This is a genomic window from Dyella sp. SG609 (assembly GCF_012275375.1).
Lineage (GTDB): Bacteria > Pseudomonadota > Gammaproteobacteria > Xanthomonadales > Rhodanobacteraceae > Dyella_D > Dyella_D marensis.
Genome location: NZ_JAAZQJ010000002.1, coordinates 194,122 through 221,106, shown reverse-complemented (window position 1 = coordinate 221,106; position 26,985 = coordinate 194,122). Strand labels below are relative to the sequence as shown.

Annotated in this window: 10 protein-coding genes; 7 read left to right on the top strand and 3 right to left on the bottom strand. The window is 64.9% G+C overall.

The features are described 5' to 3' along the window. The first annotated feature begins 1 nt into the window (after position 1). Together FHW85_RS04285 and FHW85_RS04280 are read left to right on the top strand one after the other, a co-directional pair. Positions 2–1,033 (top strand): serine kinase, encoded by a 1,032-nt coding sequence (locus tag FHW85_RS04285; RefSeq protein ID WP_246866654.1) that lies wholly within the window; start codon positions 2–4, stop codon positions 1,031–1,033. Next, positions 1,030–2,727 carry an ABC transporter ATP-binding protein gene (locus FHW85_RS04280; protein WP_168647466.1) on the top strand — a complete coding sequence of 566 codons (1,698 nt, stop codon included), beginning with the start codon at positions 1,030–1,032 and terminating at the stop codon, positions 2,725–2,727. Before FHW85_RS04285 ends, FHW85_RS04280 begins: the two co-directional genes overlap by 4 nt. A 108-nt stretch (positions 2,728–2,835) precedes the next feature. On the opposite strand, the gene FHW85_RS22170 is transcribed toward FHW85_RS04280, so the two are convergent. From FHW85_RS22170 to FHW85_RS04265, 3 genes are read right to left on the bottom strand one after another with little or no spacing between them, the layout of a single operon-like run. Continuing rightward, positions 2,836–3,804 carry a BON domain-containing protein gene (locus tag FHW85_RS22170; protein ID WP_210427706.1) on the bottom strand — a complete coding sequence of 323 codons (969 nt, stop codon included), beginning with the start codon at positions 3,802–3,804 and terminating at the stop codon, positions 2,836–2,838. Positions 3,805–3,862: 58 nt separating this feature from the next. Then, positions 3,863–4,480, bottom strand: coding sequence for a DUF4142 domain-containing protein (locus FHW85_RS04270; protein ID WP_168647465.1), 618 nt, complete (start codon positions 4,478–4,480; stop codon positions 3,863–3,865). Between the two features lie 52 nt (positions 4,481–4,532). Continuing rightward, a complete protein-coding gene (locus FHW85_RS04265) occupies positions 4,533–4,796 on the bottom strand; it encodes a stress-induced protein (RefSeq protein ID WP_167257375.1) in 264 nt (87 codons plus the stop codon). Positions 4,797–5,117: 321 nt separating this feature from the next. Here FHW85_RS04265 and FHW85_RS04260 point away from each other — a divergent pair, with 321 nt between their 5' ends. The 5 genes from FHW85_RS04260 to FHW85_RS04240 all read left to right on the top strand — a co-directional run bounded on the left by FHW85_RS04260 (position 5,118) and on the right by FHW85_RS04240 (position 26,985). Further along, positions 5,118–5,612 (top strand): DUF6496 domain-containing protein, encoded by a 495-nt coding sequence (locus FHW85_RS04260; protein WP_167257374.1) that lies wholly within the window; start codon positions 5,118–5,120, stop codon positions 5,610–5,612. A gap of 191 nt (positions 5,613–5,803) precedes the next feature. Continuing rightward, entirely contained in the window at positions 5,804–6,361 is a 558-nt protein-coding gene (locus FHW85_RS04255) for a sigma-70 family RNA polymerase sigma factor (protein ID WP_168647464.1), read from the top strand. Beyond that, positions 6,358–7,344: a FecR domain-containing protein gene (locus FHW85_RS04250; RefSeq protein WP_246866653.1), complete on the top strand. Its 987-nt coding sequence runs from the start codon at positions 6,358–6,360 to the stop codon at positions 7,342–7,344. The genes FHW85_RS04255 and FHW85_RS04250 overlap by 4 nt, the downstream gene beginning before the upstream one ends. Before the next feature lie 257 nt (positions 7,345–7,601). After that, complete coding sequence (locus FHW85_RS04245) at positions 7,602–10,010, top strand: TonB-dependent receptor (RefSeq protein ID WP_168647463.1); 2,409 nt, start codon at positions 7,602–7,604, stop codon at positions 10,008–10,010. 214 nt (positions 10,011–10,224) lie between these two features. Next, complete coding sequence (locus FHW85_RS04240) at positions 10,225–26,985, top strand: LysM peptidoglycan-binding domain-containing protein (protein WP_168647462.1); 16,761 nt, start codon at positions 10,225–10,227, stop codon at positions 26,983–26,985.

Genomic DNA, 26,985 nt, shown 5'->3' with positions numbered 1-26,985 from the left:
CTTGACCAACCTGGGCCTTGCCGCGCGCCCCGCGCCGGTCGACGACGCCGCGATCGATCCGTTCGGCGAACGGACGGCGCGGCGTTTTGCCGTGAATGCATGTGTGCTCGGCGCGGACGTGCGGTTCGAGGCCGACGACGAGGCCTGGCTGGAGGTGATCGAGGCGGCGTATGGCGGCTTGCCGGCGCATCGCTTTCCGGCGGCAGCGCCTGCGCTGCATATCGAGCTGCGGCTGGCCGAGCCGGCCGATGCCGCCAGCCTGGACGCGCCGCCGCCGGTGCATATGCGCTCCGGTGCGGGGCTGCTGTGCGGCGTGATGGATGCGGCGCATTACGCCGCGATCGCGCCGGCGCGGCGGCAGGCGCTGGTGGTGGCTTCGCCGGCGATGCTGGCGCGCCATCCGTACCACGTGCGCTACGAGCTGCTGGAATTCGCCGTGTTCGTGCTGGCGCAGCGCGCGCAGGGGCTGGTGCCGCTGCATGGCGCCTGCGTCGGGCGCGATGGGCAGGGCGTGCTGCTGCTGGGCGAGAGCGGGGCGGGCAAGTCGACGCTGGCCTTGCACAGCCTGCTGGGTGGCCTGGATTTCCTCGCCGAGGATGCGGTGTTCGTGCATCCGGACTATCTGCGGGCGACGGGCGTGGCCAATTATCTGCATGTGACGGACGATGCGTTTCGCTTCGTCGACGACGCGGGCGTGCGCGACTGGATTCGCCGTTCGCCGACGATCCGCCGCCGCAGCGGCGTGGAGAAATATGAAGTCGATCTGCGCGGCGGCCATGGGCGATTGGCGCCGGAGCCATTGCAACTCAAAGGCGTGGTGCTGGTCTCGGCGCGGCCGGCCGAACGCTTGTTGACGCCGCTGCCGCCCAGCGAAGCGATCGCGCGGCTGGCCGCGGATCAGCCCTATGCGGCAGGCCTGCCCGGCTGGGATGAGTTCTGCCGCCAGTGCGTGCGGCTGGGCGTGCATCGGCTGGCGCGCGCGCGGCATCCCGAGGAAGCGGTGGCCGCCCTATCGGCGTGGCTGGAACGATGAGCGCGCGCAATTTCACCGACCGGCTGCTGCCCGCGGCATTCGCCGACACGCTGGAACGCCGGCACGCGTGGCAGATGGCGTTCTACGTGGTGCTGTCGGTGGCGTCCGCACTCGCCGGCAGTCTTGCCGCGGTGCTGCTGGTGCCGCTGGTCAGCCTCGGTGCGCCGGGGGCCGAAAGCGGCTTCTATCTGCATCGCGGCGTGGATGTGCAGGCGGGGGCTTTCGTTGCCGCGGCATTTGCCTTGGCGGCGTTGCGCTGGTGGTCGTCCCTGCTGGCCGCGCGCCTGACCGGCGACTACGGCGCGGATCTGCGCCGCCGCGTGCACGGTCATCTGATCCACGCGCCGCTGGCCGCGCTGGCCGATGCGACCTCGGCCGAGATCGCCAACGTGCTCACCTACAACATCGAGATCATGATGCAGGGCTTCAGCGGCCTGCTGCAGCTGTGGGTGGCCGGCCTGACCTGCGCGATCAGCCTGGCGTTCGCGTTCTGGATCTCGCCGATGCTGATGCTGGCCGTGCCGCTGCTGGCCTTGCTGGGCGTGCTGGTGTCGCGTTCGCGCGGGCAGGAGCAGGCGCGGGTCAGCCGCAAGTACGTGGCGGACCTGACCCGGCTGTTCTGGCTGAGCGAGGATTTTCCGCGGCGCCTGCGCCATATCCGTTCGTTCGGCCGCGAGGGCGTGGAGCAGGCGGCGTATGGCGATGTCTCGCGCGAACTGGCGCGCGGCTACGAGCATCAGCAGGACATGCTGGCCTCCGGCAGGCTATGGCTGGAACTGCTCGCTGCCGCCGGCATCGCCGCGATGTTCATGCTGGCGCACCGGCTGCAGGGCGATGCGCGCGCCTCGCTGATCGCGGTAAGCCTGCTGCTGGGGCGGCTGCTGCCGTATCTGGTGTCGACGCGGCAGAGTTTCCGCCAGCTGCGCTCGGCGGTGCCGGCCTTCGAGCTGTGGCGGCGCTACGCGGGGCTGGCCGGCGATGCGGTGGTCGCGGGTGCGCCTGGGGCGTTTCCGGAAGGGGCCGTCTTGCGCATCGAGCGCGTGCGCTCGGCGGTGGCGCTGCATGGCGCGGAAGTGCGCGACATCGTGCTGGTGCCGGGCGAGCTGACCTTGATCGCCGGCGATTCGGGCGCAGGCAAGAGCAGCCTCGCCGACGTGCTGGCCGGCTTGATCGAGCCGGCCGATTTCGCCGCCAAGATCGGCGGCCGCACGCTCGATTTCGATGCTTACCGGCGCCATGCGCGGCACGCGGCCTTCGTCAGCCAGCACGTGCGGCCGTGGCAGGCAACGGTGCGCGAATGCCTGCGCTGGGCCGATCCGCAAGCCAGCGAGCAGCGCATGCACGAGGTGCTGGCGGACGTCGGGCTGGACCGGCGCCTGCGCGCGAGCGAACAGGGCCTGGATCTCGCACTGCGCGATCGTTCCAGCCAGCTGTCGGGCGGCGAGCTGCAGCGCCTGCTGCTGGCGCAGCTGCTGCTGCGCAGGCCGTTCCTGGCGATTCTGGACGAGTCGACCGGGGCCCTGGATGCGGCGGCGGAGATCGACGTGCTGGCGATGCTGAAGCGGCGGTTGCCGCAGACAATGCTGCTGGTGATTTCGCACCGTGCCAGCGTGCGGGCTTTGGCGGACCGGTGCGTGGTGCTGGGCGGCTGGATGCCTTCGACCGCCATTCCGGCGCAGGCGGGAATCCAGTAGCGGCAACGTACGATTTTCGTACGGACGTCCAAAAGCCGCATCGTGGATGCACAAGCTCCATGAGAGGCTCTCGCTACTGGATTCCGGCCTGCGCCGGAATGACGGGCTTCAGTGTTTCTGCGCCGCCCCTGTATACGTCCCGGCGCCGGCGGTCGAACTGCGCAGATCCTCATCCCGATGATCCCGCTGCTCCACCCGCACCCGGTTCTCCACGTCCTTCACTCCGAAGCTGCGGTCCGCGCAGTCCTCGGCAAGGTGCTTCATCTGGCGCGAAGGTACCGTGCCCTCGAGCGTGACCACGCCGCCTTGCACGCTCACCTCGAGCTCGCGCGCATCGATCCGCGGGTCTTCCGACAACCGTTCGCAGACGTCTTCCCGGATGCGCTCGTCCGAGCGCTGATAGCCCTTCGGTGCCTGGCGATAGTGGCTGGGGCCGGCGCCGTAGTCGTGGCCGAACGGGTAGCGCTCGTCCATGAAGTCGGTGGGGCTGCGCGCGTACTGGCGGCGGCCGTAGTCGGCCTGGTAGTCGCGGTATTGGGGATTGTCCCAGTGCGGGCCGCCCCACGAGGCGCCTCCGGAGGGTGAACCGTAGCCCTGGCCGAAGCGTTGCCGTCCGCCTTCGTCGCCATAGTCGCGGCGCACGCCGTGCGGTCCCTGCAGGCGGCCTGCGCGGTCGGTGCCATAGCCGGCGAAGCCGCGCGGATATTCGTCTTGCCAACGTTCGCGCCAGTCCGCGGGGCGATCGCTGCCGTAGCCGCCGGTGTCGCTGGCGAAGGTGTTGCGGTAGCCGCCGTGCTGCGGGCCGGCCTCGTCCCAGGCGGGCGGCAGATAGCCTTCGTCGATGTCGCCATAGCCTTCGGCGGTGGCGGAGAGGTAGTCGCTGTGGGGGCCGTAGCGGTCGTGGTCGCGATAGCCGGGTCCGGCGCGGCGCCCTTGCGGGTTGCGGGGATCGCCGCGGCCTTCGGCGCGCCCGCCGGCTTCCCGCCACGGACCGCTGCCGGGCCCGCGCCATGTTTCGTCATACGCACCGTAGCCGCCGCGTTGCGGCCCGGAAGGATAGGGGTGGCGATGCTTCATGACATTCTCCAGGACCGGCGCAGGCGCCGGTCGGATGGATGGCTAAAAGAGGGATGGATCAGTGCCCATTGCTGGGCGGTCCGCTACTCGGCGGCGGTTGCGTCGAGGAAGGCATTTCCTGCATCGGCGAACGCGGGGTGGCCGGACCCTGCATTTCGTCGCGGCCGGCCCTGCGCAGCTGCTGCGCCATCTGCAGATGGTCTTTCAGCACCGGCAGGGTCTGCGCGGCGAATTGCTTGACGTCGTTGTCGGTGGCGCTGGCCGACGCCTTGGTGAACAGGGCGATGGCCTGCTGGTGGTCCTTGACCATGTCCTGCGCGTAGGTGCGGTCGAAGGCGTCGCCGTCTAGTTTCTGCAGCTTGTCCAGCTTCTGCTTGGCGGCCGCGTCCGGTTCGGGCGCGACGGTGATCTGCTTCTGGCGCGCGAGCGCGACCAGCTGTTCATTGGCCTTGGTGTGGTCGGACACGATGTGCTGGGCCAGCTGCCTGGTCTGCGGCGAGCTGGTTTTCTGCAGGGCCAGCTGCCCCAGGGCGACTTCGGCGCTGCCGGCTGCGGCGGCGCGGGTGAGAAAGGCCTGATCGGCGGGCGAGCCTTCGCTCGCGCTGGCCGCCGGAAGGCAGGCCAGCGCGAGGAGGCTCGACGCCAGGGCCGTGAGGAACAGGCTGCGTTTAGGCATGACGCTCTCCGATCCTTCTGGGGTGGGGATGGCCGGGGCGTGCGATGGACGCTCAGGAGGGCTGGGATTCCCGCTGCGCGCGCAGGCGGCGGCCGCCGATGCGGCCGATGGCCGCCATGTGTTCGCGGTTCTCGCTGACCGCCTTGCCCCCTTTGTGGCCGGCGAGGCGTGCTTCCTCGCTGGTGAATTCGTGGGCACTGCCGCGGGCATGCGCGGTGCGTCCGCCCAGCGATGACACCTGGCGCTGACGCTGGGGGTCCATCCGCGCAAAACCGCGAAGAGGCGCTGCTTGTCCTGTCGTCTCTTTGGAAGTCATGGGCTTCTCTCTGTGTGTGGCCGAAGGGGGATCGCGCAGGCCTGCAGGCCTCGCGCGCTTTCGTCGCCGCAACATCCGTGCCATGTGCGCAATCGGCGTCGTGGCGTGCTTAGCCTGCAACGCTTGATGTTTTCGTCGCGCAAATTTTTCGCGAGCATGAAAGAAGTACACGCACGGCGCATGCGCTGTTCATGCGTGCGCGCGTGCCGCGCGGCTGAACGAGCGTGAGATGCAGGCATCCGCTTGACGTGCTGTCGACTCGATATCGACGGCGCCTGGCCTACACCCGTCGATACCTGAGCCATCGCGGAGTATCACGACATGCCCGAAGCAAAGACCCGCAAAGCCGCGGCACGCGACAAGCGCCAAGGCAAGGCGCCGAGCACGCAGGCCGGCGAGTACGTGCACGAGGAGATCGAACATGTGCGCGAGGGCAAGCACGGTGCCCGCTCGGCCAAGCAGGCGATCGCCATCGGCCTGTCGAAAGCGCGCCGGGCCGGCGTGAAGGTGCCGGCGAAAAAATCGGCGAGCAAGGCCACGCGCAAGAAGGCCGCGCAGGACGAGCGTGCGGCGAAGCATCCGCACAAGACTTCGGCGAAGCGTTCGCGCGCCACCAAGACGGCGCTGAAGCGTGAAGGCCACTCGGCCGCGTCGCACGAGTCGCTGGCGAAGCAGGGCAAGCGGGCGGCGGCGAAGCGGTCGTCGTCGTCGCGTTCTGCCGCGGCGAAGAAGGGCGCGCGGACCAAGAGTGCGGCGCAGCGCTCGGCTGCGGCGAAGAAGGCGGCGAAGACGCGGGCGGCGCGGCGTCGGGCCTAGGGCGCGGTTCGGGACCTGCCGGGTTTGTTGGGGTTCGCTGCGCTCACCCCAACCTACGCCATGCGCTGGTGTGCCTCTGGCGCCCGGATTTCAAAAATCTCCGGGCCGAACGTCTAGGCTCATCTCCACCGCCATACCTACGTTCCGCGCCTTGATGAATGCCAGACCCACTCAGCACGGCCGCGCCCCGCATGGATAGCCCGGGCCCGCACGCCGCCCCGCCGGAGGTGTCCGCCGGCACGGAGGACCGCGCCGCGCAGATCGCCGCGCTGTTCCGCGAGCACAACCGCACCCTGGTCGCCTTCCTGGCCGCCCGCCTCAATTCGCGCTCGGATGCGCAGGAGGTGGCCCAGGAGGTGTACGTGCGCATGCTGGCGATGAAGGACGCCGACCCCATCGCCGCGCCGCGCGCCCTGCTGTTCCGCATCGCCGCCAACCTGGCGGTGGACCGGCTGCGCATGCGCGCCGTGCGCGCCAATGCCCCGGCCGACGCGCCGGACGACGACTGGTTCGCCCAGCCCATCCCCGAACAGCATGCCTCGGCGCTGCAGCAGTGGCGCGAAGTGCGCGCCGCGCTGCGCGAGCTGCCGGCCAAGACCAGCAAGGCTTTTGTGATGCACGTGATCGAGGGGCGCGACTTCGGCGCCATCGCCCAGACCATGAAACTCAGCGAGCGCATGGTGCGCTACCACGTCAGCAACGCGCTGGCCCATTGCCGCGCGCGCATCCAACCCTCGGAGACGCCATGATGGCCATGACTTTTGCCGGCGCGGGCGATCGCGTGACGCAGGCGGCCGCGCAATGGTGGACGCGCCTGCGTGCCGAGGCCCCCTCCGACGCCACCATCGAGCAATGGCTGGCCTGGATGGAAGAGGACGACACCCACGCCCGCGCCTTCGAGGAAGTCAGCCGCCTGAGCCAGCGCCTGGGCCAGGCCGACAGCCATGCGCGCGAGGCCTTCGTGGCCGAATTCGCCGGCGCCGCCGAGCGCCGCGTGCGCTGGCCGCTGTGGCTCGGCGCGGTGGCGGCCTCGCTGCTGCTGGCGGTGCTCGGCGGGCGCATGCTCGACCGCATCTACCGCCCGCAGGCGCAGCCCTACGCCAGCGCGGTGGGACAGAACCGCGACCTGGCCCTGCCGGACGGCACGCGCGTGGCCCTGGGCGGCGCTTCCGCCATTACCGCGCGCTATGCCGACGACCTGCGCAAGATCGAGCTGCGCGAGGGCGAGGCCTTCTTCAGCGTGGTGCACGAGCAGCGGCCGTTCGAGGTGGTGGCGGGTCCGCTGTTGATCCGCGACCTGGGCACCGCGTTCAACGTGCGCCGCACCGGCGACCGCGTCGCGGTGGCGGTGACCGAGGGCCGCGTGCGCGTGAGCGTGCCCGGCGGTAAGGACGCGCTCGAAGCCGGGGCCGGCCAGCAGGTGCTGTACGACCCCCAGGCCGGTAACGGCGGCATCTCCATCGGCCCGATCGCGGTGGACGACGCCACCGCGTGGCGCGGCCGCCGCCTGGAATTCGTCAACGAGCCGCTGTTCGTGGTGGTGGCCAGCATCAACCGCTACAGCCGCCGGCCGGTGCAGATCGCCGATCCGCGCGTGGGCGCGCTGACCTTCACCGGCACCGTGCGGGTGGATGCGATCGACCGCTGGGTAGAGGCCTTGCCGCGGGTCTTCCCGGTGCAGGTGAGCGCGTTCGGCGACCACGTGGTGCTGTCGAGCGCGGAGCGGCATTGAACGCAGCGCCCTCCACGGGGGCTGCGGGCGGGTAGTGGCGGCGCCAGTCCGCCTCGTGCCTTTGGTCTGGATGGAACGCGAGCGCGCCTTTGCCAACTCCCCGCCGGCGAAGGGTTGCGACGATGCGCCTCCGCTACCCGCCCGCAGCCCCTGTGCAAGGCAGGGCCGCTCTTCACAATCGCGGCCTTGGTGTATGTGGCGTCCCATGCCAGACTTCGGCCTTTAGGACATCGCAGTCCGGGGGGATTGAACACCGCATGGTTCGGCGCGCGCTTTCATGGTTCGGCGGCAGCTTCGCGCTGTCGCTCGCCATCGCCGCCGCCTGGGCGGAGCCCGCGCCGACGCGCGTCACGGTGGACTTCGCGATTCCCGCCCAGCCGCTGTCCAGCGCGCTGATCGCGTTCGGCAAGCAGGCCAATGTGCAGGTGCTGACCGCGGGCCAGGCGATCATGGACCTGCGCAGCGAAGGCGCCGCCGGCGCGCTCACGCTGGAACAGGGCATGGCCGAACTGCTGCGCGGCACCGGCCTGGAGTACGAGGCGGTGGACGCCGGCACCGTGGTGGTCAAGCGCCGCCCCATGCCGGTGGCGGCCAGCTATTACCGCAGCAGCCTGCTGGAGGCCAAGCCCAGCGTGCCGATCGTCGCCTCGCTGGCGGCGATCCAGGTGCAGGGCACCCTGATCGGCGACGTGGGCTACCGCGCCGGCTCCACCAGCGCGGCCACGCGCACCGATACGCCGCTGGCGAAGGTGCCGCAGTCGGTGAGCGTGGTCACCCGCGACCTGATGGACACGCAGCAGGCGGTGACCGTGGCCGACGCCGTGCGCAACGTGGCCGGCGTGCAGTACATGGACGGCTTCGACGGCCCCGCGCTGTTCCGCATCCGCGGCTTCAACGCCGGCAACGGCATGACCGACGGCATGCCCAACGGCGTCGCGCGCACCGAAGACCTGCCGCCGCTGATCGGCATCGAGCGCATCGAAGTGCTTAAAGGGCCGGAGGCGATCCTCGGCGACGCCTCGGTCAACAACAATTTCGGCGGCCTGGTGAACGTGGTGATGAAGCGGCCGCAGAGCGACCCGGTGCGCCAGCTCAGCTGGTCGCTGGGGCGTTACGACGGCGCGCGCCTGGGCGTGGATCTGGCTGGCGCGCTCGGCAACGGCGGCGGCTGGACCTACCGCCTGGTCGCCGCCGGCAACCACGCCGACCGCAGCGCGCAGGGCTATCGCGGCCAGCGCAGCGCGTACTTCGCGCCATCGCTGGGCTGGGAGCGCGATGCCACGCGCTTCACCCTGGGCTACGAGCTGGTCACCAACCGCGTGCCGGGGCCGGACCACACGGTGCTGCTCGGCGATACGCTGGCCGCGATGTCGCCGTACGGCATCCTGACCGGCAACCCCGGCGACCATTCGACTTATCGCACCAACCGCGCCGTGTTCACGCTGGAACAGGGCCTGGACAGCCACTGGACCTTCCGCAGCCGCGGCCAGTACGTGAAGCAGCGCACCAGCGGGCAGGGCTGGTCCTTGACGGACGGCTATCTGACCGGCGACGTCGACGCCACCGCGCGCACGTTCCGCTACTCGGATGCGTTCTACACCTTGCAGAACGACCTCACCGGCGTGTTCGAGCAGGGCGACATCACCCACACCGTGGTGCTGGGCGTCGACTACGCGCGCACCAAGGCCGGCCGCGACCGCCAGCGCGACACGCTGAAGGTGGGCCCTTCGCAGTCCTACAACCTGTTCACCAATGCGGCGCTGCCGAGTGCGCGCGTGAGCACCGACGACGCGGCCTTCGTGCAGGCCCTGGGCGGCGGCGACTGGACCACCGAGACCGGCCTGTTCCTGCAGGACCAGCTCGCGCTGGGCGAACGCTGGGACGTGCTGCTGGCGCTGCGGCGCACCTCGTACGAGCTGTCCACGTCCTGGGCCGACGGCAGCCCGCGCCGCCTGCGCAAGAACCAGTGGGTGCCGAAGGCGGGCGTGCTGTTCAAAGCGACGCCGGAAGTGGCGCTGTACGTCAACCACACCTCCGGCTTCCAGGCCAATTCGCTGCTGGGCGAGGACGGCCAGCCGCTGCCGCCGGCGAAATCGCGCCAATGGGAAGCGGGCACGCGCATCGACCTGTTCCAGCAGCGCGCGCGGCTCAACGTGGCCTGGTATCGCATCACGCTGGACCACAGCGTGGATTACATCGCGCCGGAGCCGCCGTACTTCGCCACGCCTGGACCCGGTCAGACCAACCACGGCGTGGAAGTGGAGTTCACCGGCCAGATCACGCGCGGACTGGAAGGCGTGCTCAATTACACCCATGCGCACATCCGCAACGACGATGGCACGCAACCGGTGGCGGCGCCGCGGCACTTGCTCAGCGCCTGGGCCAACTACCGCTTCCAGCGCGAATCGCTGCGCTCGTGGGGCGTGGCGGCGGGCGTTTCCGCGCGCAGCCGCAGCGTGGGGCGCCTGCAGGGCGGCGGCTATTTCGATCTGCCGGGGCAGGCGAGCGTGGATGCCAATGTCACCTACTACGGTGGGGATTGGCGCTTGACGCTGGGCTTGCGCAATCTGTTCGACCGCACCTTGTATGCGGTCAATGCCGACCAGAGCTTCGTGCCGGTGCGGCAGGGGCGGATGGCGATGGTGACGGGGGTTTACGACTTCTGAGTTCGGTCGCGGCCAGTGATTTATTTTAAATCAGTTGCTTGCGTGGCTTTCCGATGTAATTTCTTACCTCCAAGCTCCGTCCGACAAAATCGGCTTCGCTGTTTTGCGAAGCTAATTCGCATCCAGCCCTAAACTTTTTCCCCAACTCCTGGATTGACCTTGTAGTGGACGCAAGAAATCGCGTCCTCCTCAATGTTTTATCCGGGAGATACGCATGGTCGCTGTCATCGCAGGGAATGGGCTGGGCCTCACCAACACGTCGCTGAGCCAACTGGGCCAGACGCAAGGCGGAGCCGCTTCGCTGGGGCAGGCCCATGGCATGCAGTACGCGAATATCGCGTCCGGCAACCTGGTGTTGCAGGGACAGGACGAATCGCTGCTGTTCGACGGCACGCCGCTGAACTTCCTGCGGACATACAACAGCCAGCAGGCGAGCAACCACGGCTGGCTGCTCGGCTTCACGCGCCATGTCGGCGGATTGAGCGGCACGCTCAATGCGGCCGGCAGCACGGTGACACGCACGGACGACGACGGCTCCGCCGTCGCCTACGCCTACGACGCTACGCTTGGCGCCTATGTCAGCACCGGACAGAGCGGCTCCGAAGACCGCCTGGCCTGGGACGCCGGCACGTCCACCTGGACCTGGACCGACAGCGCGCACAGCCTGCAGGAAACCTACGACAGCAATGGCCAGCTGCAGAAACTGACCAATACGCAGACTGGCGCGAGCTACAGCTTCAGCTATACCGGCGGCCGCTTGTCGCAGATCGCCGCCGACGATGGCGACACCCTCACGCTTTCCTACAACGACGCCGGCCAGCTCACCGGCCTTTCCATCACCGAGATCCCGCCGGGCCAGACGACGGCGGTGACGCGGCAACAGGTGATTTACGCGTACGACACGCAGGGACGCCTGAGCACCGTCACCACCACGCTGGCATCGGATACCAACAGCGCCGGCACCGGCAGCTACACCACCACCTATACGTACGACGGCAGCAGCGATCGCATCGCCTCCGTCACGCAGAGCGATGGCACGGTGGCGAGCTACACCTATGTGCAGGATGCGAACGGCGTCTATCGCCTTGCCAGCGCCACCACGGGCACCGGCGCCGCGGCGCAGACGGTGAATATCGGCTACGACCTGGGCGGCGACGTCACCACGGTGACGAATGGGCTGGGGCAGGTGTGGAGCTACGGCTACGACGCCTCGGGCCGCCTCGTGCAGGTGAAGGAGCCGGCGGTCAACGGCGCGAATCCGACGACGCAGTACAGCTATGACGCCAACGGCAACCTGCTGCAGTCGATCGATGCCAATGGGGCGTCGACGCGGTACAGCTATGACGCGGACGGGAATCTGCTGAGCGTGGTGGATGCGACGGGGCATACCGTCGGCTACACCTATAACGCGGATGGGAAGGTGCTTACCAAGACCACGTATGCGGTGGCGGCGCAGGGAACGGTGGGGCAGCCGGGGTATGTGGCGGCGAGCGGGGCGCAGACGACGTATTACGTTTATGACGCCAGTGATCGGCTGTGTTTTGTGGTCGATCCGGTAGGGGCGGTGACGGAGCAGGATTATTCGACGATTGCGTCGGGGGCGAGTGTGGTCAGTGCTGTGCGGACCTATCTGGGGGCGCAGTATGACGTGACGTCGCTGACGACGGGCACGCCTCCTGTCCTGGCCGATCTGCAGGCCTGGGTGGCCAGCGGTGCGGTGCAAGCAACGCTCGCAAAAACCACGCTTACTCAATACGCCTACGACGTTCGCGGATTGCTCGCTTCGAGCACGGCTTGGGGAGCGGTAAATAGCGATGGCAGCGGTATTACTGCCGGCCTGGTCGGCTACAGCTCGGTTTTCACTGAGTATGTTTACGATGCAAGCGGTCGCCTGCTACAGGTCATCCGAAGAACCGAGCCGGATCGCAATACTCTGACGCTCACCAGCAGTTACGCATATGACGGTTTGGGGCGCCTGATCAGCACTGCGGATTCCGCGGGAATCACCACCTACGCATATGCGGACAGCCTGAGCACCGTGGTCATTACCCAGGCCAACGGCCTGGCGACGACCGAGCTTAGAAACAGCAGAGGTCAGCTGATCAGCCAAACTCAGGCTGCCGCTGGAAACGCTTCGCGTATCACTTCGTATCTCTATGACGCCGCAGGCCAGCCTGTCGCCGCCATCGATCCCGCGGGAAGGGCTGTCTTCACCTTCTATGACGCAGACGGACTGGCGAGCGGAGTAGTGGATGCCGCTGGCGCGGTGACGCAATACCTGCGGGATAACGACGGACGAATCGTTCGTGCAATTGCCTACGCGACCACGATCAACATCGCCGGATGGATCAGCGCCGGGGCATTGACAGCAGCGAAACCCGAGGCATTGCCGCTGCCTGCGGCGAGCGCTGAAGATCGAGTTGCCGATTCGGTCTACGACGAAGCCGGAAGGCTCGTGGCGACTATCGACGCCGCGGGTAATGTCATAACGAAAACCTACGATGGCGCGGGCAATGTGCTGGCTAGCAAGGCTTACGCTACTTCCTTGACCGCGACGCAGCGGAGCGTCCTCGCGACACCGGTGACATGGTCGGCGCTGCATGCGGCCATGGTGGACAGCAGTGGCGATCGCCTGACGCAGACGGTCTATGACGTAGGCAATCGCGCAGTTGCGACCATTGATGCATCGGGATACGTGACGACCACAAGTTACGATAATGCAGGCAACCCGACTCTCCTCACGACTTATGCGACGCCTTTGACAGCGGGTCAGCGCGCAGCACTTGGTGGGGCCCCGGCACTTTCAGCTATCCAGGCCGCCGTGCCGGCCAGCAATTCGGACCAAGTGACGCACCAATACTACGATCGGCAGAATCGCTTGATCGGTGTGATCGATGCGGGCGGCTACCTGACGGTTTATGCCCATCTTGAGACGACATTTATACCGGGTTACACCACGCGCTTCTTGGAGCTGAAGGGTTCAGCACCGCTTACTTCCGATCAGATCGCGAATATTCCGAGCTTTACGGATTTCCTCACCTTGAACAGTTACAGGCAAGGTGAAAGCAAAGTTGTGCATCGTTATTACGATGCAAGTAATCGTCTGGTGGAGATGGACTACGTCTACGGCTCGGCTTCCACGAAGGTGACTTATTCGTACGACGGAGCGGGAAATTTACTTAATACACATTCGACGTCCTCGGTTTGGCAAGGCAATAATCTCGTAGTTACGAATGACAGCACCCGCACCGCGACTTATGACGCCTATGGCGATGTGCTGACGGCAACCGACGGTACCGGCGCTGTCACTACGAATGCGTATAACGCGGATGGCCAATTGGTGCAGACCACCGATGGCCAGGGCAACAGCATCTGGTACTACTACGACGACGCTGGGCGCCTGGCTTATCGCGTGCAGGGCCAGTCGAGCGGCGGAACCCCGAATTTGCTGGGCAGCGTCACTGCGTACAGCTACAACGCTTTTGGCGAGGCAACTTCAACCACGGCCTATGCCAGTCAGCTGAGCTTGATTACCGGGGGCTCGGGAACCGGGGCCGAACTCAATGCGGGCAGTGCGACGCTGGCCCAGGTGGCTGATGCGGTTGCCGCGTTGCCGAACGCCGCTGGCGATGCCAATAACCATATCGCGACGGTGTATACCGCCAATGGGCAGGTGGCCTCGACCACCGATGGCGACGGCTACGTCATTGCCAATGAGTACGACGCCTTCGGCGATCTGGTAAAGGTCACCAGCCAGCTGAGCAACCCGGGCAGCACGCCCAGCGCAAGCAATAGCTCAATTACGCAGTATCGCTATGACCAGCGCGGGCAGCGCGTCAGCGAAACGGACGACGCCGGAGGCACTGCATCCCAGACTTCTCAAGTGGCTTACGACGCGTTCGGCCGGGTGATCAGCCGCACCGATGCACGTGGGCAGACGATCAGCTACAGCTACGATGTCTCGTCTCGCCAGGTTGTAACCAGTCAGGTCGTCGACGGCCAGCTCCGCACGACCCAGGCGAACTACGATCGCTACGACCGGGTGGTGAAGCAGATCGACGCCGCCGGTGGCGTCACCACCTATCAGTACAACGACTCAGGCCTGGTAACCACCATCACGACGCCCGCTGGCGTCGTTACCCAGATCACCAAGGATATGCTCGGCAATACGCTGAGTACGGCAGACAGTGCCGGTAATACCACGACTTACACCTACGACGACGAAAACCGGCTGCTGACCACCAAGGATGCGGCCGGAAAAATCACCACCAACACCTATGACGCGAATGGCCATCTGAGCACGGTCGTCGATGCCACTGGCCACAAGGTCGCCTACATATACGATGCCGATGGACGCTTGCTCAGCGAAACCGTCGACCCGGCAGGCCTTGCGCTCACCACTTCCAATCTCTATGACGGCGAAGGTCGCCTGCTCAGCACGACGAGCCCGGCCGGTACGATCACCAGCTACACTTACGATGCCGATGGCAACGTCCTGAGCAAGACGGAGGGATCCCAGTCTGGTGGTTCCGCACTCGTCACGGCATATACGTACGACGGCGCCGGCCACGTATTGACCACCACGGTGGCTGGCGGCACCGATGCAGCCAGCACAACCAAGTACGTCTACGACAACCTTGGCCGGTTGACCCGGAAGATCGTGGATCCGACAGGACTCCAGATCACCACCACGTACGCTTACGACGCCAACGACAACCTCGTCGCATCGACCGACGGCAACGGCGCCACGACGTACACGATCTACAACGAAGCCAACGAAGCCGTCTTCACCATCACCCCGGCAGGCCAGCCGGGTTCGGCCATGGGGGCGGTAACCCAGCAGTCGTATGACGCCAACGGCCGCGTAGTAGCCACGCACGCCTATGGCGCCTTGGTCAGCACCGCGGCTCTCGCGGCACTGGCTGCCGGAACGACCGCTTCCAATATGGCGCTCGGTGCCACACTGGCTGCCGCCGCGGCGACCGGCGCAGACCATGTCTCCTATGTGGTCTATGACGCGGACGGCCACGTGCGCTTCGCCATCGATCCACTGGGAAATGTGGCCGAGACGCGCTACAACACGCTTGGCCAGGTCGGCGCGAAGCTGGCGTACGCAACTCCGATAGCACCAAGTGCAGCCTTGAAGCTCGCCCTGAGCGAAGGAACGGCCCAGATCGCCGATGTGCAGGCCGCGCTGACGGCAGCGGGCGACGCCGATGTCAACGCACACGCCACCTATACGTACTACGACGCGAACGGCCGTGTGGTCTATTCCATCACCGTAGCGGAAGGCTACGGCGTGACGGGCGGGCACATTACACAGTTCGCTTACGACGCGGCGGGACGCGTCGTAAAGCAAACATCGTACGGTACGCTGCTTGAAACCCAGTACTTCGGAGGCACGGCGACTACTTCGTCGCTCGACTTCATCGTTCCACGCACGCAGACGCCCCTTTCCACCAGCACCACGCAGTATGTCTACGACCAGGCGGGCCGCCAGGTCGCCGTGGTGGATCCGCTCGGCAATGCGTCTTACACGTTCTATGACGCGGCCGGAAATGTAGAAGCGACGGTGGATGCGGCAGGTGCCATCATCGCCTATGCGCGGGACGACCTTGGCCGCGCTATCAATCAGACCGGTTACGCCACGACGATCAGTACCAGCGGCTGGCTGGCTAATGGTGTCGTCAGCGTCAACCTCCAGTCGGTGCTGCCGACGGCAAAGCCTCTGCTTGATCGCGTGGTGGCCACCACCTACGACGCGGCGGGCCGTGTCCAGACGGTCACTGATGGATATTCCGTGGGAAGCGGCACCTGGCAATACGACGAAAATAATGACCCTTCTACCCAGTCCAGCGGCTACACCAATGGCTCGGTTACTTCGTACTACTACGATGCGGCCGGCCGCCTGGTTCAACAGATGGCGGTCGATCGCGGCGGCAACGCGAATCCGAGAGTTAACCGCTACTACTATGACGCCAATGGTCGCTTGACCGGGGCGCTGGATGCCGATTGGTACCTGACCACCAATGAGTACGATGCGGCAGGCCATCTCGTCGGTACACATGCGTACGCATTGCAGGCGGATACTGAAACGAATGCCGACGTACTGCAGAACCTGATCATCCAGCCCAGCGACGACGACCGCTCCACCAAGAGGTACTTCGATGCCTTCGGCCAGGTGGTTGGTGAGTTCGACGGCGAGTATTTCACGCAGTACACCTATGACCTCGATGGTCAGCAGCTGACGCAACAGCGCTATAACCGCTCCGTGCGTGGACTTGCCGACGACAGCCTGGCCGGTGTGATGGCAGCTCTGGTCGGCGCCTCATCCCGCTCCAGTAGCCGCACTTATGATGCGTACGGCCAATTGGCTACCGAGCAGAACGAAGAGGGCACCGTCACCCGCTACAGCTACGATCTGGCCGGGCGGCTGAAGTCGACGACCGTGGCCGACGGTACGGCCGACGCCCGAACGGTCACGCTGGTCCGTTGGGGTTCAGGCAATATTCTGTCGCAGACCGATGGAGCCGGCATCGAGACGCGCTATGAGTACGATCTGGCGGGTCACCAGACCTTGGCTACCGACGCGCTTGGCAATCGCACATGGTACGTCTATGACGCAGCAGGTCGACGCAATTACACGGTCCATAGTATGGAAAGTGACGTCGACGGCTTGATGGGTGAGGTCGTCGAAACGGACTACAACGCTTTCGGCGAGATTTCTGCGTCGATTGTATATTCGTCTCGCTTTTCAATGGCGGACGGGTATCCTCCGACGATCGCGAAACTGCAGGCATTCAAGTCCGCCGAGCTGGCTGGCGACAATCCCGACCAGATCACCCTGTATGTCCGCGACGGGCTGGGCAACCTGGTCGAAGTCATCTCGGGCGATCAATATTCCGTCACTTACTCCTATAACGGCGTCGGTGACAGCCATACGGCCACTGTCGCCTATGACGGCAATGGCGACGAGCACGTCTACCTCTACCAATACAACGGCTTCGGCGAGCGCATCTGGGCCAGCGACCAGTTCGACTCCCGGATTTCCCATTACGAATACAACGCAAGAGGGCTGCTGATCAGCCGGTCCGATGGCGTCGAAGGCAATGGCTGGAGCGTTTCAGATCGCTACAGCTCCGATCCTGGCCCGAGCAATGTGGCATTCGACTATGACGCGTTTGGTGAACTCATCTCCGCCACGGATGGCAACGAAGTCACTACCACCTACACCTACGATCATCTCGGCCACCGCATAAGCCAGGCCCAAAGCGTGGATGGTCTCCAGCGCGAGACGCATACGGACTACGACGCCTACGACCGCGTCATCGCCGAAACGAGCGCCATGGGCCGGGTGACCACCTATACCTACGACGATGCCCTGCGCAGCGTCGTGGTCACGGCACCTGGCAATATCGTCACCAGCACGACCCGCAATCGTGAAGGGCAGGTTGTGGCTTCCACCGGCGCGGCCGGCTACACCACGACGTATCGATACGACGGTGCCGGACGGCTGCTGGAGATGGACAACCCCGACGGCAGCGTGGCGACCAACAGCTACGACGGCGATGGCCGCCTGGTGCGCACCGTCGATGCGGCTGGCCACGTCACCGCGTATACCTACGACGACGCCGGACGCGTGGTGGTGAAGACTGTCGATCCCGATGGCTTGAACCTGCGCGTCGTCAGCACCTATGACGGCGCCGGCTTGAAGATTGCCGAAACGGATGCCAGCGGTGTTCTCACCACCTACGCCTACGATGGCAACGGCAAGCTGGCGGTGATGATCCAGGACCCGGGCACGGGTACCGATCATCTGAATCTGCGCACGGAGTATTACTACGACGCGGCCAATGACATCACTACGGTATGGCGCGGGGGATCGCAGGTTCTGTCGGGGCAGGGCAGCACTCAGTACAACTACGATGCGCTGGGGCGCGCGACTGACACCTATCCCGATACCGGCGGCAGGAACGACGTATCCACCACGTACGACGCCAATGGGAATGTCACTTCCCAGGGCACTTCTTTCGATGGCTACAACCCTTACTTCTTCTACAACGAAGCCAATCAGCTCATCTATCAGGTCAACCCCGTGGGAGACAAAACCTACGGTGGCGAAGGAACCCAGCCCCCATACGGCCTGGTGACCCAGAGAAGCTACAACGCCGATGGCCAGCTTGTGTCCATCCGGCGCTACAAGAATCTCCTTCCTTCTTATCAATACGATTCGACCACGCCTCGCCAGCCACAGCTGGCGACGAGCGATGACGATGCCGTTTCCTACCTGGTCTATAACACCGCCGGCCAACTGCAGTTCACCATCGACCCGAGTGGCATGGTGACGGAGCTCCGCTACAACGCCGCCGGGCAGGTGACGGAAACGATCGTCTACGGCACGGCCCTGCACCCGGCAGGTGCTCTTGCCAGTGCACTGGCCGCTGGAACGGCTACGTCCGCGGATGTCGCGACAGCCCTCCAGTCCGCGGGGGCAAGCGAGTCCACCGCCCAGGTGACGTACACCTACTACGACGCGATGGGTCGGGTGCGCTTCTCCGCACGGGCGGTTTCCAGCAGTGAGGCCTCCGTCATCGAGCATCGATACGATGGCGATGGCAACGCTATCGAAGATATCGCCTACGGAGCCTTGCTGCCGCTCTCGGCGTTCAACGCCGGCACCAGTGCAGACGCTGTGGCACAGCTCGTGGCGACGAGCGGCGCGCATATCACCCGCCATGTTTTCGATGGCGCCGGACGGGAGGCCTATGGCATCGATGCCAATGGCTACGTCACCGAAAAGCGCTACGACGGCGATGGGAGGCTGGCCTGGACGCTGACCTACGCCAACGCCATCGCGCCCTCCACATGGGATGCGAGCGGAGTGAGTGCGGCTGTCGCGCAGGCCAACCCGGGTGCATCGGATGTCCGGGCCAGCGGCCTGGTCTACGACGCAGCCGGCAACGTAAGCAAGACGCTGGATTCACTGTCCGGCTCGGTAAGCGGCACCTATACCTATGACGCACGGGGCCTCAAGACCTCCTTTACCAATAAGGACGGCCAGACCTGGCTCTATCAATACGACAGCAGCGGAAACCTCATTCAGCAGACGAGTCCATCCGTCGTGGTCGGGCGTATCGTCGATGGCCAATACGCCATGGACTGGCGCCCCATCGTCACCACGTACGAGTACGACGCAGATGGCTTTCTCACACGGTCCACGGTGGATGACGGCCAGTATGCGGCGCGTTACCTCCAGTACAACAACGACTATCAAGGCCATAGCGTACTGACCGTCGACCAGTCCCCTGCGAATATCTACAACCCAACCACTCACGCCGTAGACGAAACGTCCACCAGTCAGTGGACCTACGCCACCTACGACGACAACAGCCATCTGCTGGTCACCAAGGACGCCGCGGGCCGCCACACCTATGCGATCTACACGGCCGACGACCGCCTGGCCTACACCGTCGACGCGAGCGGCTATGTCACTGGCTACCAGTACGACGTCCATGGCAACCAGACTGTCGTAACGCGCTACGCCAATGCGCTCGATCTTCAGGCAATGTCGGAGGGCGCCTGGTCCGCCGACAATCCGCTCACCCTCTCTCAGCTGCAGTCCGAGCTCACCACGTCTTCGGACGACCGCTCCATCGTCACCACCTACGACCGCCTCGGTCGCAAGGTTGCCGTCACCCAGCCCGCGGTGACATACACCAGGAGCGACGGCAGCACCGCCACCGGCTCGCCGGTCACCACGTACACCTACGACGCCTACGGCAATCTCTCGAGCCAGTCGACCCTGGTGGAGGGCGATCCCGCCTCCGGGGACGCGGTATGGGCGACCACGTTCAATTACTACGACGCGCTCGGCCACAAGACCGTTTCGGTCGATCCTCAGGGCTACGTCACCAGCTGGACCTACGACGCGTACGGCGATGCCGTATCGATCACCGAGTGGGCGACACCCATCGCCACGGCCGGCCTGGTGGCTGGCGGTGCGCCGCCCGCGTTGCCCGGCGCATCGGGCGCCGATCGCACCTCGACCTGCACCTACAACAGCCTGGGCCAGAAGAGCAGCGAATCGGTCCTACGCACTTACATCGATGCCAGCGGCGCCACGGTCCATGGTTTCGTGACCACCAGCTACGTCTACGACGGCGAAGGCCGGGTCATGATGACGACGCAGGGCGGGCGTACGATCACCACGCAATACGATGCGCTGGGGCGGATCCTGCTGGTGAGCAGCCCGCAGGAAAAAGTGCTCGTGTCGAACTGGCAGGCCTTGTTGGCGGCGAATCCTGCGCTGGATCTGACCAGCGATTCGCTGTACATCAACACCTCGCAGTGGGTGACCTATAACTACGACGCCTTCGGCAATCGTCTGCTGACGATGCAGGCTTCCATGAACGGAAGCCAGACCTTGATGACGTATTCCCGCTACGACGGGCAGGGGCACGCTACGGCGACCTTGACCGTGGGCTCGGGCGAGCTGGTCGACTGGTCTTCCAGCAAGGCCAGGTACATGACCTATGACAACGCCGGCCATCTGCGGCAGACGTTCTGGACGCAGGATGGCAACGACGGTAGCACCACCCATATCGTTTCGACCAGCACCTACGATCTGGACGACCATCTGCTGTCGACCAGCGTGCAGCGCATTGGCGCCCTCGCGCCGGATCTCGCCACCTCGACGGCCTACAACGCCTTCGGCGAAGCGATCGGCACCGGCGATGGCGTCACGCTGAACGGCATTACCGTCTATGACGAGGCGGGTCGCGCGGTAACGGTTACCGACCCGAAGACGGGCGTAGTGCACACCTACGGCTATAACCTCGCCGGCCAGCTCATCACCGACACCGTGCCGCTCACTGGCGGCACGGGCACGGCGACAACGTTCTACACCCGTGACCTGGACGGCCGCGCCACTGCCGTACAAGCTCCCAGCAACAGCGCCGCCAGCGGCAGCAATGCCGCGCTTGCCGCCAGCTACGACCGCTGGGGCAATGTCGTCAGTTCCACCGATGCAACGGGTCAGACCACGACCTATACCTATAGCGAACGCAATCAGGTCCTCACCCAAACGGGGGCGGCGGTTGCGGTGGTGGACGCTCACGGCAACAGCACCACCACCACCACGGTGAAGACGTCAGGTTATGACGTCGATGGCAATCTGACGCTGTCGATCGACGAGAACGGCAACACTTCCCGCACCATCTACGATGCAGTCGGCCAGGTGGTGAAGACGGTCGATGGCACCGGCGCGGCCTCGTACACCGCGTATGACCTCTACGGCCGCGAGGTGGCTGAGCAGAGCGGTACCGGCCATATCACTTTCAAGAATCTCGACAATCTCGGCCGCACGGTGCAGCAGGGCGACTTCGAGCTGTCGGCCGACGGCACTACGCGTTCTGCGGTATGGCAGCAGGCCTACGTGCTGGATCAAGCCGGCAATCGCCTGATCAGCTACGACGGCCTGGGTGCCGCCTATCTGCAGACAGGCGATGCGACCAATGCGGCGAAGCACGCCAACTACTACGGCTACGACAGCCAGGGCCGGGTGATCTGGAGCCAGGATGCGGCGCAGCGCGCCGCCAGCCAGGCCAATCAGCATGGCGGGGTCGGCCAGGCGTGGACGCAGCAGCCGACCAATCCGAATTTCAGCGATGGCTTGAACGGTTGGCAGGCGGATCCAGGCTGGTCTTCGGTGGGCTCGACCGCCTGCTTCTCGGGCCAGACCGCCAGCGGCGCCGGCGCGATGACCAACTTGAATCGCGTGCCGGTGGTGCCCGGGCAGACGGTCACCGCCCGTGGCCAGTTCCAGGTGATCGGCGAACATGGCGGCGGAGCGGTCCAGATCCTCTGGTTCGACGCCAACGGCAATTTCATCAGCGCGCCTTACAACAACGACATCCTTTCCGCGGGGCGGGGCATCGGCTATTCCACGCAGACGGCGACGGCTCCGGCGGGCGCGGCCTGGATGGGATTCGGGATCAACGCGATCAACTACAACATCGCCAGCAGCGTCTATTGCTACGGCGTGTCGATGGATTACGTGCCACCGGCCGGCGCCATCATGCTCGCGCCGGATGGCCAGCTGGTGGTGAGCCTGCCCAATGGCACCTTCACCCCGCAGCCGACCAATCCGGATTTCGAGAACGGCGACAGCGGCTGGGACAAGGGAGCCGGCTGGTCCATCCATACGCAGGACAACACCTCCAACGGTTCCTGGGTCGGCGGTTATGGCGGCAATGGCAGCGGCTACATGGTCAACCGCGACCATGTACCGGTCACGGCGGGGCAGACCATTTCCGCGTCGGTGCAGGTGTCGCTGTACCTGTCTCCTTCCGGCGCCGCTGCTGCGGGTGCGGTGGCCATCCAGTGGTTCGATGCATCCGGCAACCTGATCAGCACTAGCCAGGGCAACCTCATAAGCACGGATCGCCGCGGTGCCTGGAAGAACTCCTCCGTCACGGCGTCGGCACCTCCGGGCGCGGCTTATGCGGCATTGGCCGTTTTTGGCTATGCCAACGGCATCGGCGCGGCCTCCTTCGACGCGGCGGTGTGGAACTATCAGTACGTCCCGCAGGTACCCACGGGCGTCATCCAGAACACCTTCGTGTACGACCGCAGCGGCAACCTGGTCAGCCAGATCAATGCCAATGGCGACAGCGAGACCTGGGACCGCGATGCCTACGGCCGCGTCGTCCATCACGTGGACATGAGCGGCGCCGCTTACAACTACAGCTACGACCAGTCCAGCGGCCTGTTGCTGGGCGAGAGCGACAACTGGTCACCGACGCCGCAGAACGCATCGGTGCCGCCTTACGTCACCGCCGCCACTTCACCCAACAGCTCCACCAACACCTACTACGCCAACGGCCAGCTCGCCACCCAGACCTTCGCCGACGGCTCGGTCTACAGCTACAGCTACGACGCCAACGGCAACCAGACGCGGCAGGAGGTCGTCACCAAGGACGGCAACGGCAAGTCGATCCACACGGTGACGCAGACCACCTACGACAGCCACAACCGCATCAGCCACGTGGTAGTGACGGACGTGCTCACCAGCACCACCACGCTGGACGAGACCTACCGCTACGACGCAGCGGGCAACCGCCGCGAGGTGACGGCTACCAGCGGCAGCACCACGGTCGATGCCTGGTACACCTACGATGGCGTCAACCGCGTGCAGGTATCGGCGGGCGCGCTGCAGAACGGCAATATCGTCGTCACTGCATCTTCGTCTTCTTATGCGCTTGGCTATGACGCGGTGGGCAATGTGGTCACGCGTACCACGGTGAACGCGGCTGGCCACACGCTGGTGCAGAGCTCGCACTACGACGACCGCAACGAAATGGTGCGCGCGGACTATGCGGTGGACATCACCGCCGGCGGCAGCTTCAACGGCATCGCGGAGACGCGCAGCTACGACGCGGCCGGGCACGTGCTTGTGATCAACCAGTTCTATGCGCTGGGCACCACGCTGGATCAGCGCCCGAACACCAAGGGCGATCCGGATGACATCGACGGTAACACCGGCACTGGTGCGGATGTGGGCGGCAGGCTTTCCGGCGCTACGGTCAGCCGGTACGACTCCGTCGGCCGCCTGGCCGAGCAGCAGAACTTTACGCGCCTCAGCGGCTGGGACGGCTCGGGCACGGACAACCTGCCCACCACCTTGCCGGGCCCGGACGACACCACGTATGGCGGCCTGACGCTCGACAACGCGGTGGTCTATGCCGGCGCCAATGCCTCGGCCGGTTACGACGCGATGGGCAATGTCGTGTCGTACCAGTACCGCGATGCGGGCGGACGCGTCGACCAGTACACCATCACCTATCTGCGCAAGGACAGCTACCTGGAGGCCGCCACCACCGGCCAGAACATCTCCAATACGCCGAACGTACGTCCGACCACGGACGAGAGCTATTACGACAGCCGCGGCAACCGCGTGGCCATCGCGCAGCACACGCAATATGCCGGCGGCACGGTGCGGGATACGGTGCGGGTGTTCGGGTATGACGGGAATGGGCAGATCGTCAGCCGCCGGGATGGCACGGCCAATGGTTCGACCATTGATCAGGGGGCGAATCCGGGGCATCAGAACCAGCACTTCGTGTATGTGATGGGCGAGCAGGTGGCCCAGTACGACGAAGGTGGCACCTTGAATGTGCTGGATCGGGTTACTGCGTTCAGTAGTAGCGAGGGTGGCCCGGGCGGGTATGTGGTGCAGGCGGGGGATACGCTTAAGAGCATTGCGCAGGCGGTCTATGGCAACGCCAGTCTCTGGTATGTCATTGCTCAAGCGAACGCCATGAGTAGCGACAATGACTTGAGCATTGGCCAGGATCTGACGATTCCGGTGGTGAGCACGAACGTCAATGATGCGACGACGTTCAAGCCGTACAACCCGAGTGATATCACGGGCAGCACCACACCGAGTCTGCCGACGATCGCGCCGCCGCCGCCGCCGAGTCAGCATCATTGCAATGCGTTGGCGATGATCGTAGTGATTGCGGTGGTGGTGATCGTGACGTACTACGCCGGTCCCCAGGTCAGTAGTTTTCTGTATGAGCAGCTGGCTGCCGCCGGCGTGGAAGTGACCGCAACGACGGCGGCGGCGGTATCGGTGGCCTCGGCCGCGGCGGCAGCGGCCGCCGGCAACGCGGCCGGTCAGATTGCCGGCGATATCACCGGCGTCCATCAGGGCTTCAGCTGGGGCGAGGTCGGGCAAAGCGCGTTGAGTGCGGCGGCGACGGCGGGCGTGACTTCTGGATTGCAGGGCAGTACGGCGTTCACCGCTGGCGTGGACAGCGCGGGGCAGCCGGTGTTGAACGGCTGGGGGCAGGCACTGCAGGGGGCGGGGAGCTATGCCGGTGATGTGATTGCTTCGAAGATCACGGGCCAGCCGACGCATTTCAGCTGGGCGGGGCTGGTGTCCAACAGTCTTGCGAATCGAACGAGCGGCGCGCTGGGCGACACCGTGGCCAGTATGGGGATCAATCAATACGGCGATAGCGATTATCTGCAGCGACTTGAATCGCGTGCCCTTGGCGATGTGGTGCGGAAAGTGACGGGGTCCGCGCTGGGGGACAACCATGTGCCGAGCTGGCAGCAGATCGGTGAGGATGTGGCGGGCAATGCGTTAGCCATGGGGGTGACGTCCGAGTTCCCGTTGCGCGCGCAGGCGGATGAGCCGTCAGGGGCGTCCCGTCAGCAGGTTTCGGTCGGAGGTGCTTATGACCCGATGAATCCGCTGTCGAGGTGGAATGGTCAAGGTGGGCAAAGTGGCCTTGCCATTGGCCTGCCTACGCAGGTCGCGGCTTATGACTCCATGAATCCCCTCACTCTATGGAACTCTCAGGCCGGACAGGACGAGCTCGCTTATGAGTTGCGAGCACAGAGCGCGATGGATGACTCTCCTCAGGTTGCGGCCGTGGATGAACGTTATGCACAAGCAGCGCCTGGGAATGGCTATGGCGTGACGAATACCGCGCTTGTGGCAAATCAAGTACGCACGTCTGAAGGCGCCATTGCCTACTCCGCCATGCACCTGAATGGTTCGTCGGGTCCATACGTGAACTTCCTGGAGACGCCGGACGGCTCGTGGGTGGGTGCTGGTGGTCCGGCTATGCCGGCAGAGTCTGGTAACTATGCGTTTGACGGACTAAGTCGGGATAACTACACCTGGTTCACCGGAACGCCGGATTGGAGTGGGGCTTCGAGCGTGGCTTGGAAGGGGGTTCCTTATGCCATGCCGGCGATAAGCGAGCTTGAGGGGGTAAGCGTGACGACTGATGTGTCGGATACCTTCCTGGGATCCGGCGATCCGGTCAGCCTGCAAGCTGCTTTGGGCACGGAACCGCAAGTCGGAGCCATGCCCATGCCTGGCGTGGCGTTCCCGTGGTCGAATCTGGTGTCCAGCCTGACGGGTCGCAGCGAGGAGCCGAGCTTTAGGGCGACTCCCTATACGCCCTGGAACGCGATGTACGACAACGCGGAGGTGATGGCTCATAGTACGCCGCGAGATGCAAATGGTGTTCCCGTAGTGGCCATGCCCGGGTTAACTGCCGCACCTGGAGTCCTCAAGAGGTTGGGAGACTATTGGGCGGCGCTGACGGCAGAAGACAATGGCGTGACGTTGCAGGGGATCAATCCGTTTACCCAAGGATCCCGCATGGGTATGGAGGTGAAGAACGACCGCTTGGAGCTGGGCGTGAGTGTGGTCACGGCGCCCGTCTTTGGCTTAGAGAGCGCCGGGCAGGTGGCTGTAAGGGAAGTATTGGCGGAGAGTGTTCTTTCAGCACGTGGGCCATGGTTCTCGTCGTCGATGAGTCTGTCGGAAAGGCAGGCGGAACTGGCGACGGTGGATACCTGGATGGCCAGGCCTGAGGGGGCGTGGCAGTTTGATTTTGCGGAAGACTCGGCTCAGAGGATTACAATTCGAAGTGTTCCAAACACGATTGCTGATGCTGGCAACGCCGAAGCGATTGGTCGTACTGGTTTCCAAATGAACCCTTCTGGGCCGACTACCCTTTTTGCGCGTGATCCAGTTGACATCGCCGCCCAGCAACGCTTGAACGTTATAGACGGAGATAGAGCAGCGTATGCGCCCGGCGAAGCTGGGGCAGCAGCTGAGATGGAAAACTATTTGGGTGGAACTTTGGAGCGCGCCCCAAGCGGCACGAGTGCCGACTACCTGGTGACGTCAGGGGACTTCTCTGGGGCCCGTATTGATTTCAAGCTTACGCCAGATAGCTTTGCTCAGGCCGATAAGATCAATATGTATTTTGATAAGACATTCCCAAAGTTCTCTCAATCGTTTGCCGATAAGCTTGCCGCGCCTAACGGCGTTGATATGATGCCGTTTGATACCCGCTTCTTAACGCCGACGAACCGGGGGACGTTGTTTGATTTCGTGAACAATCTTCCTGTGTCTTCTCAGAAAAAAGTCATCTATTTGGTGCATTGA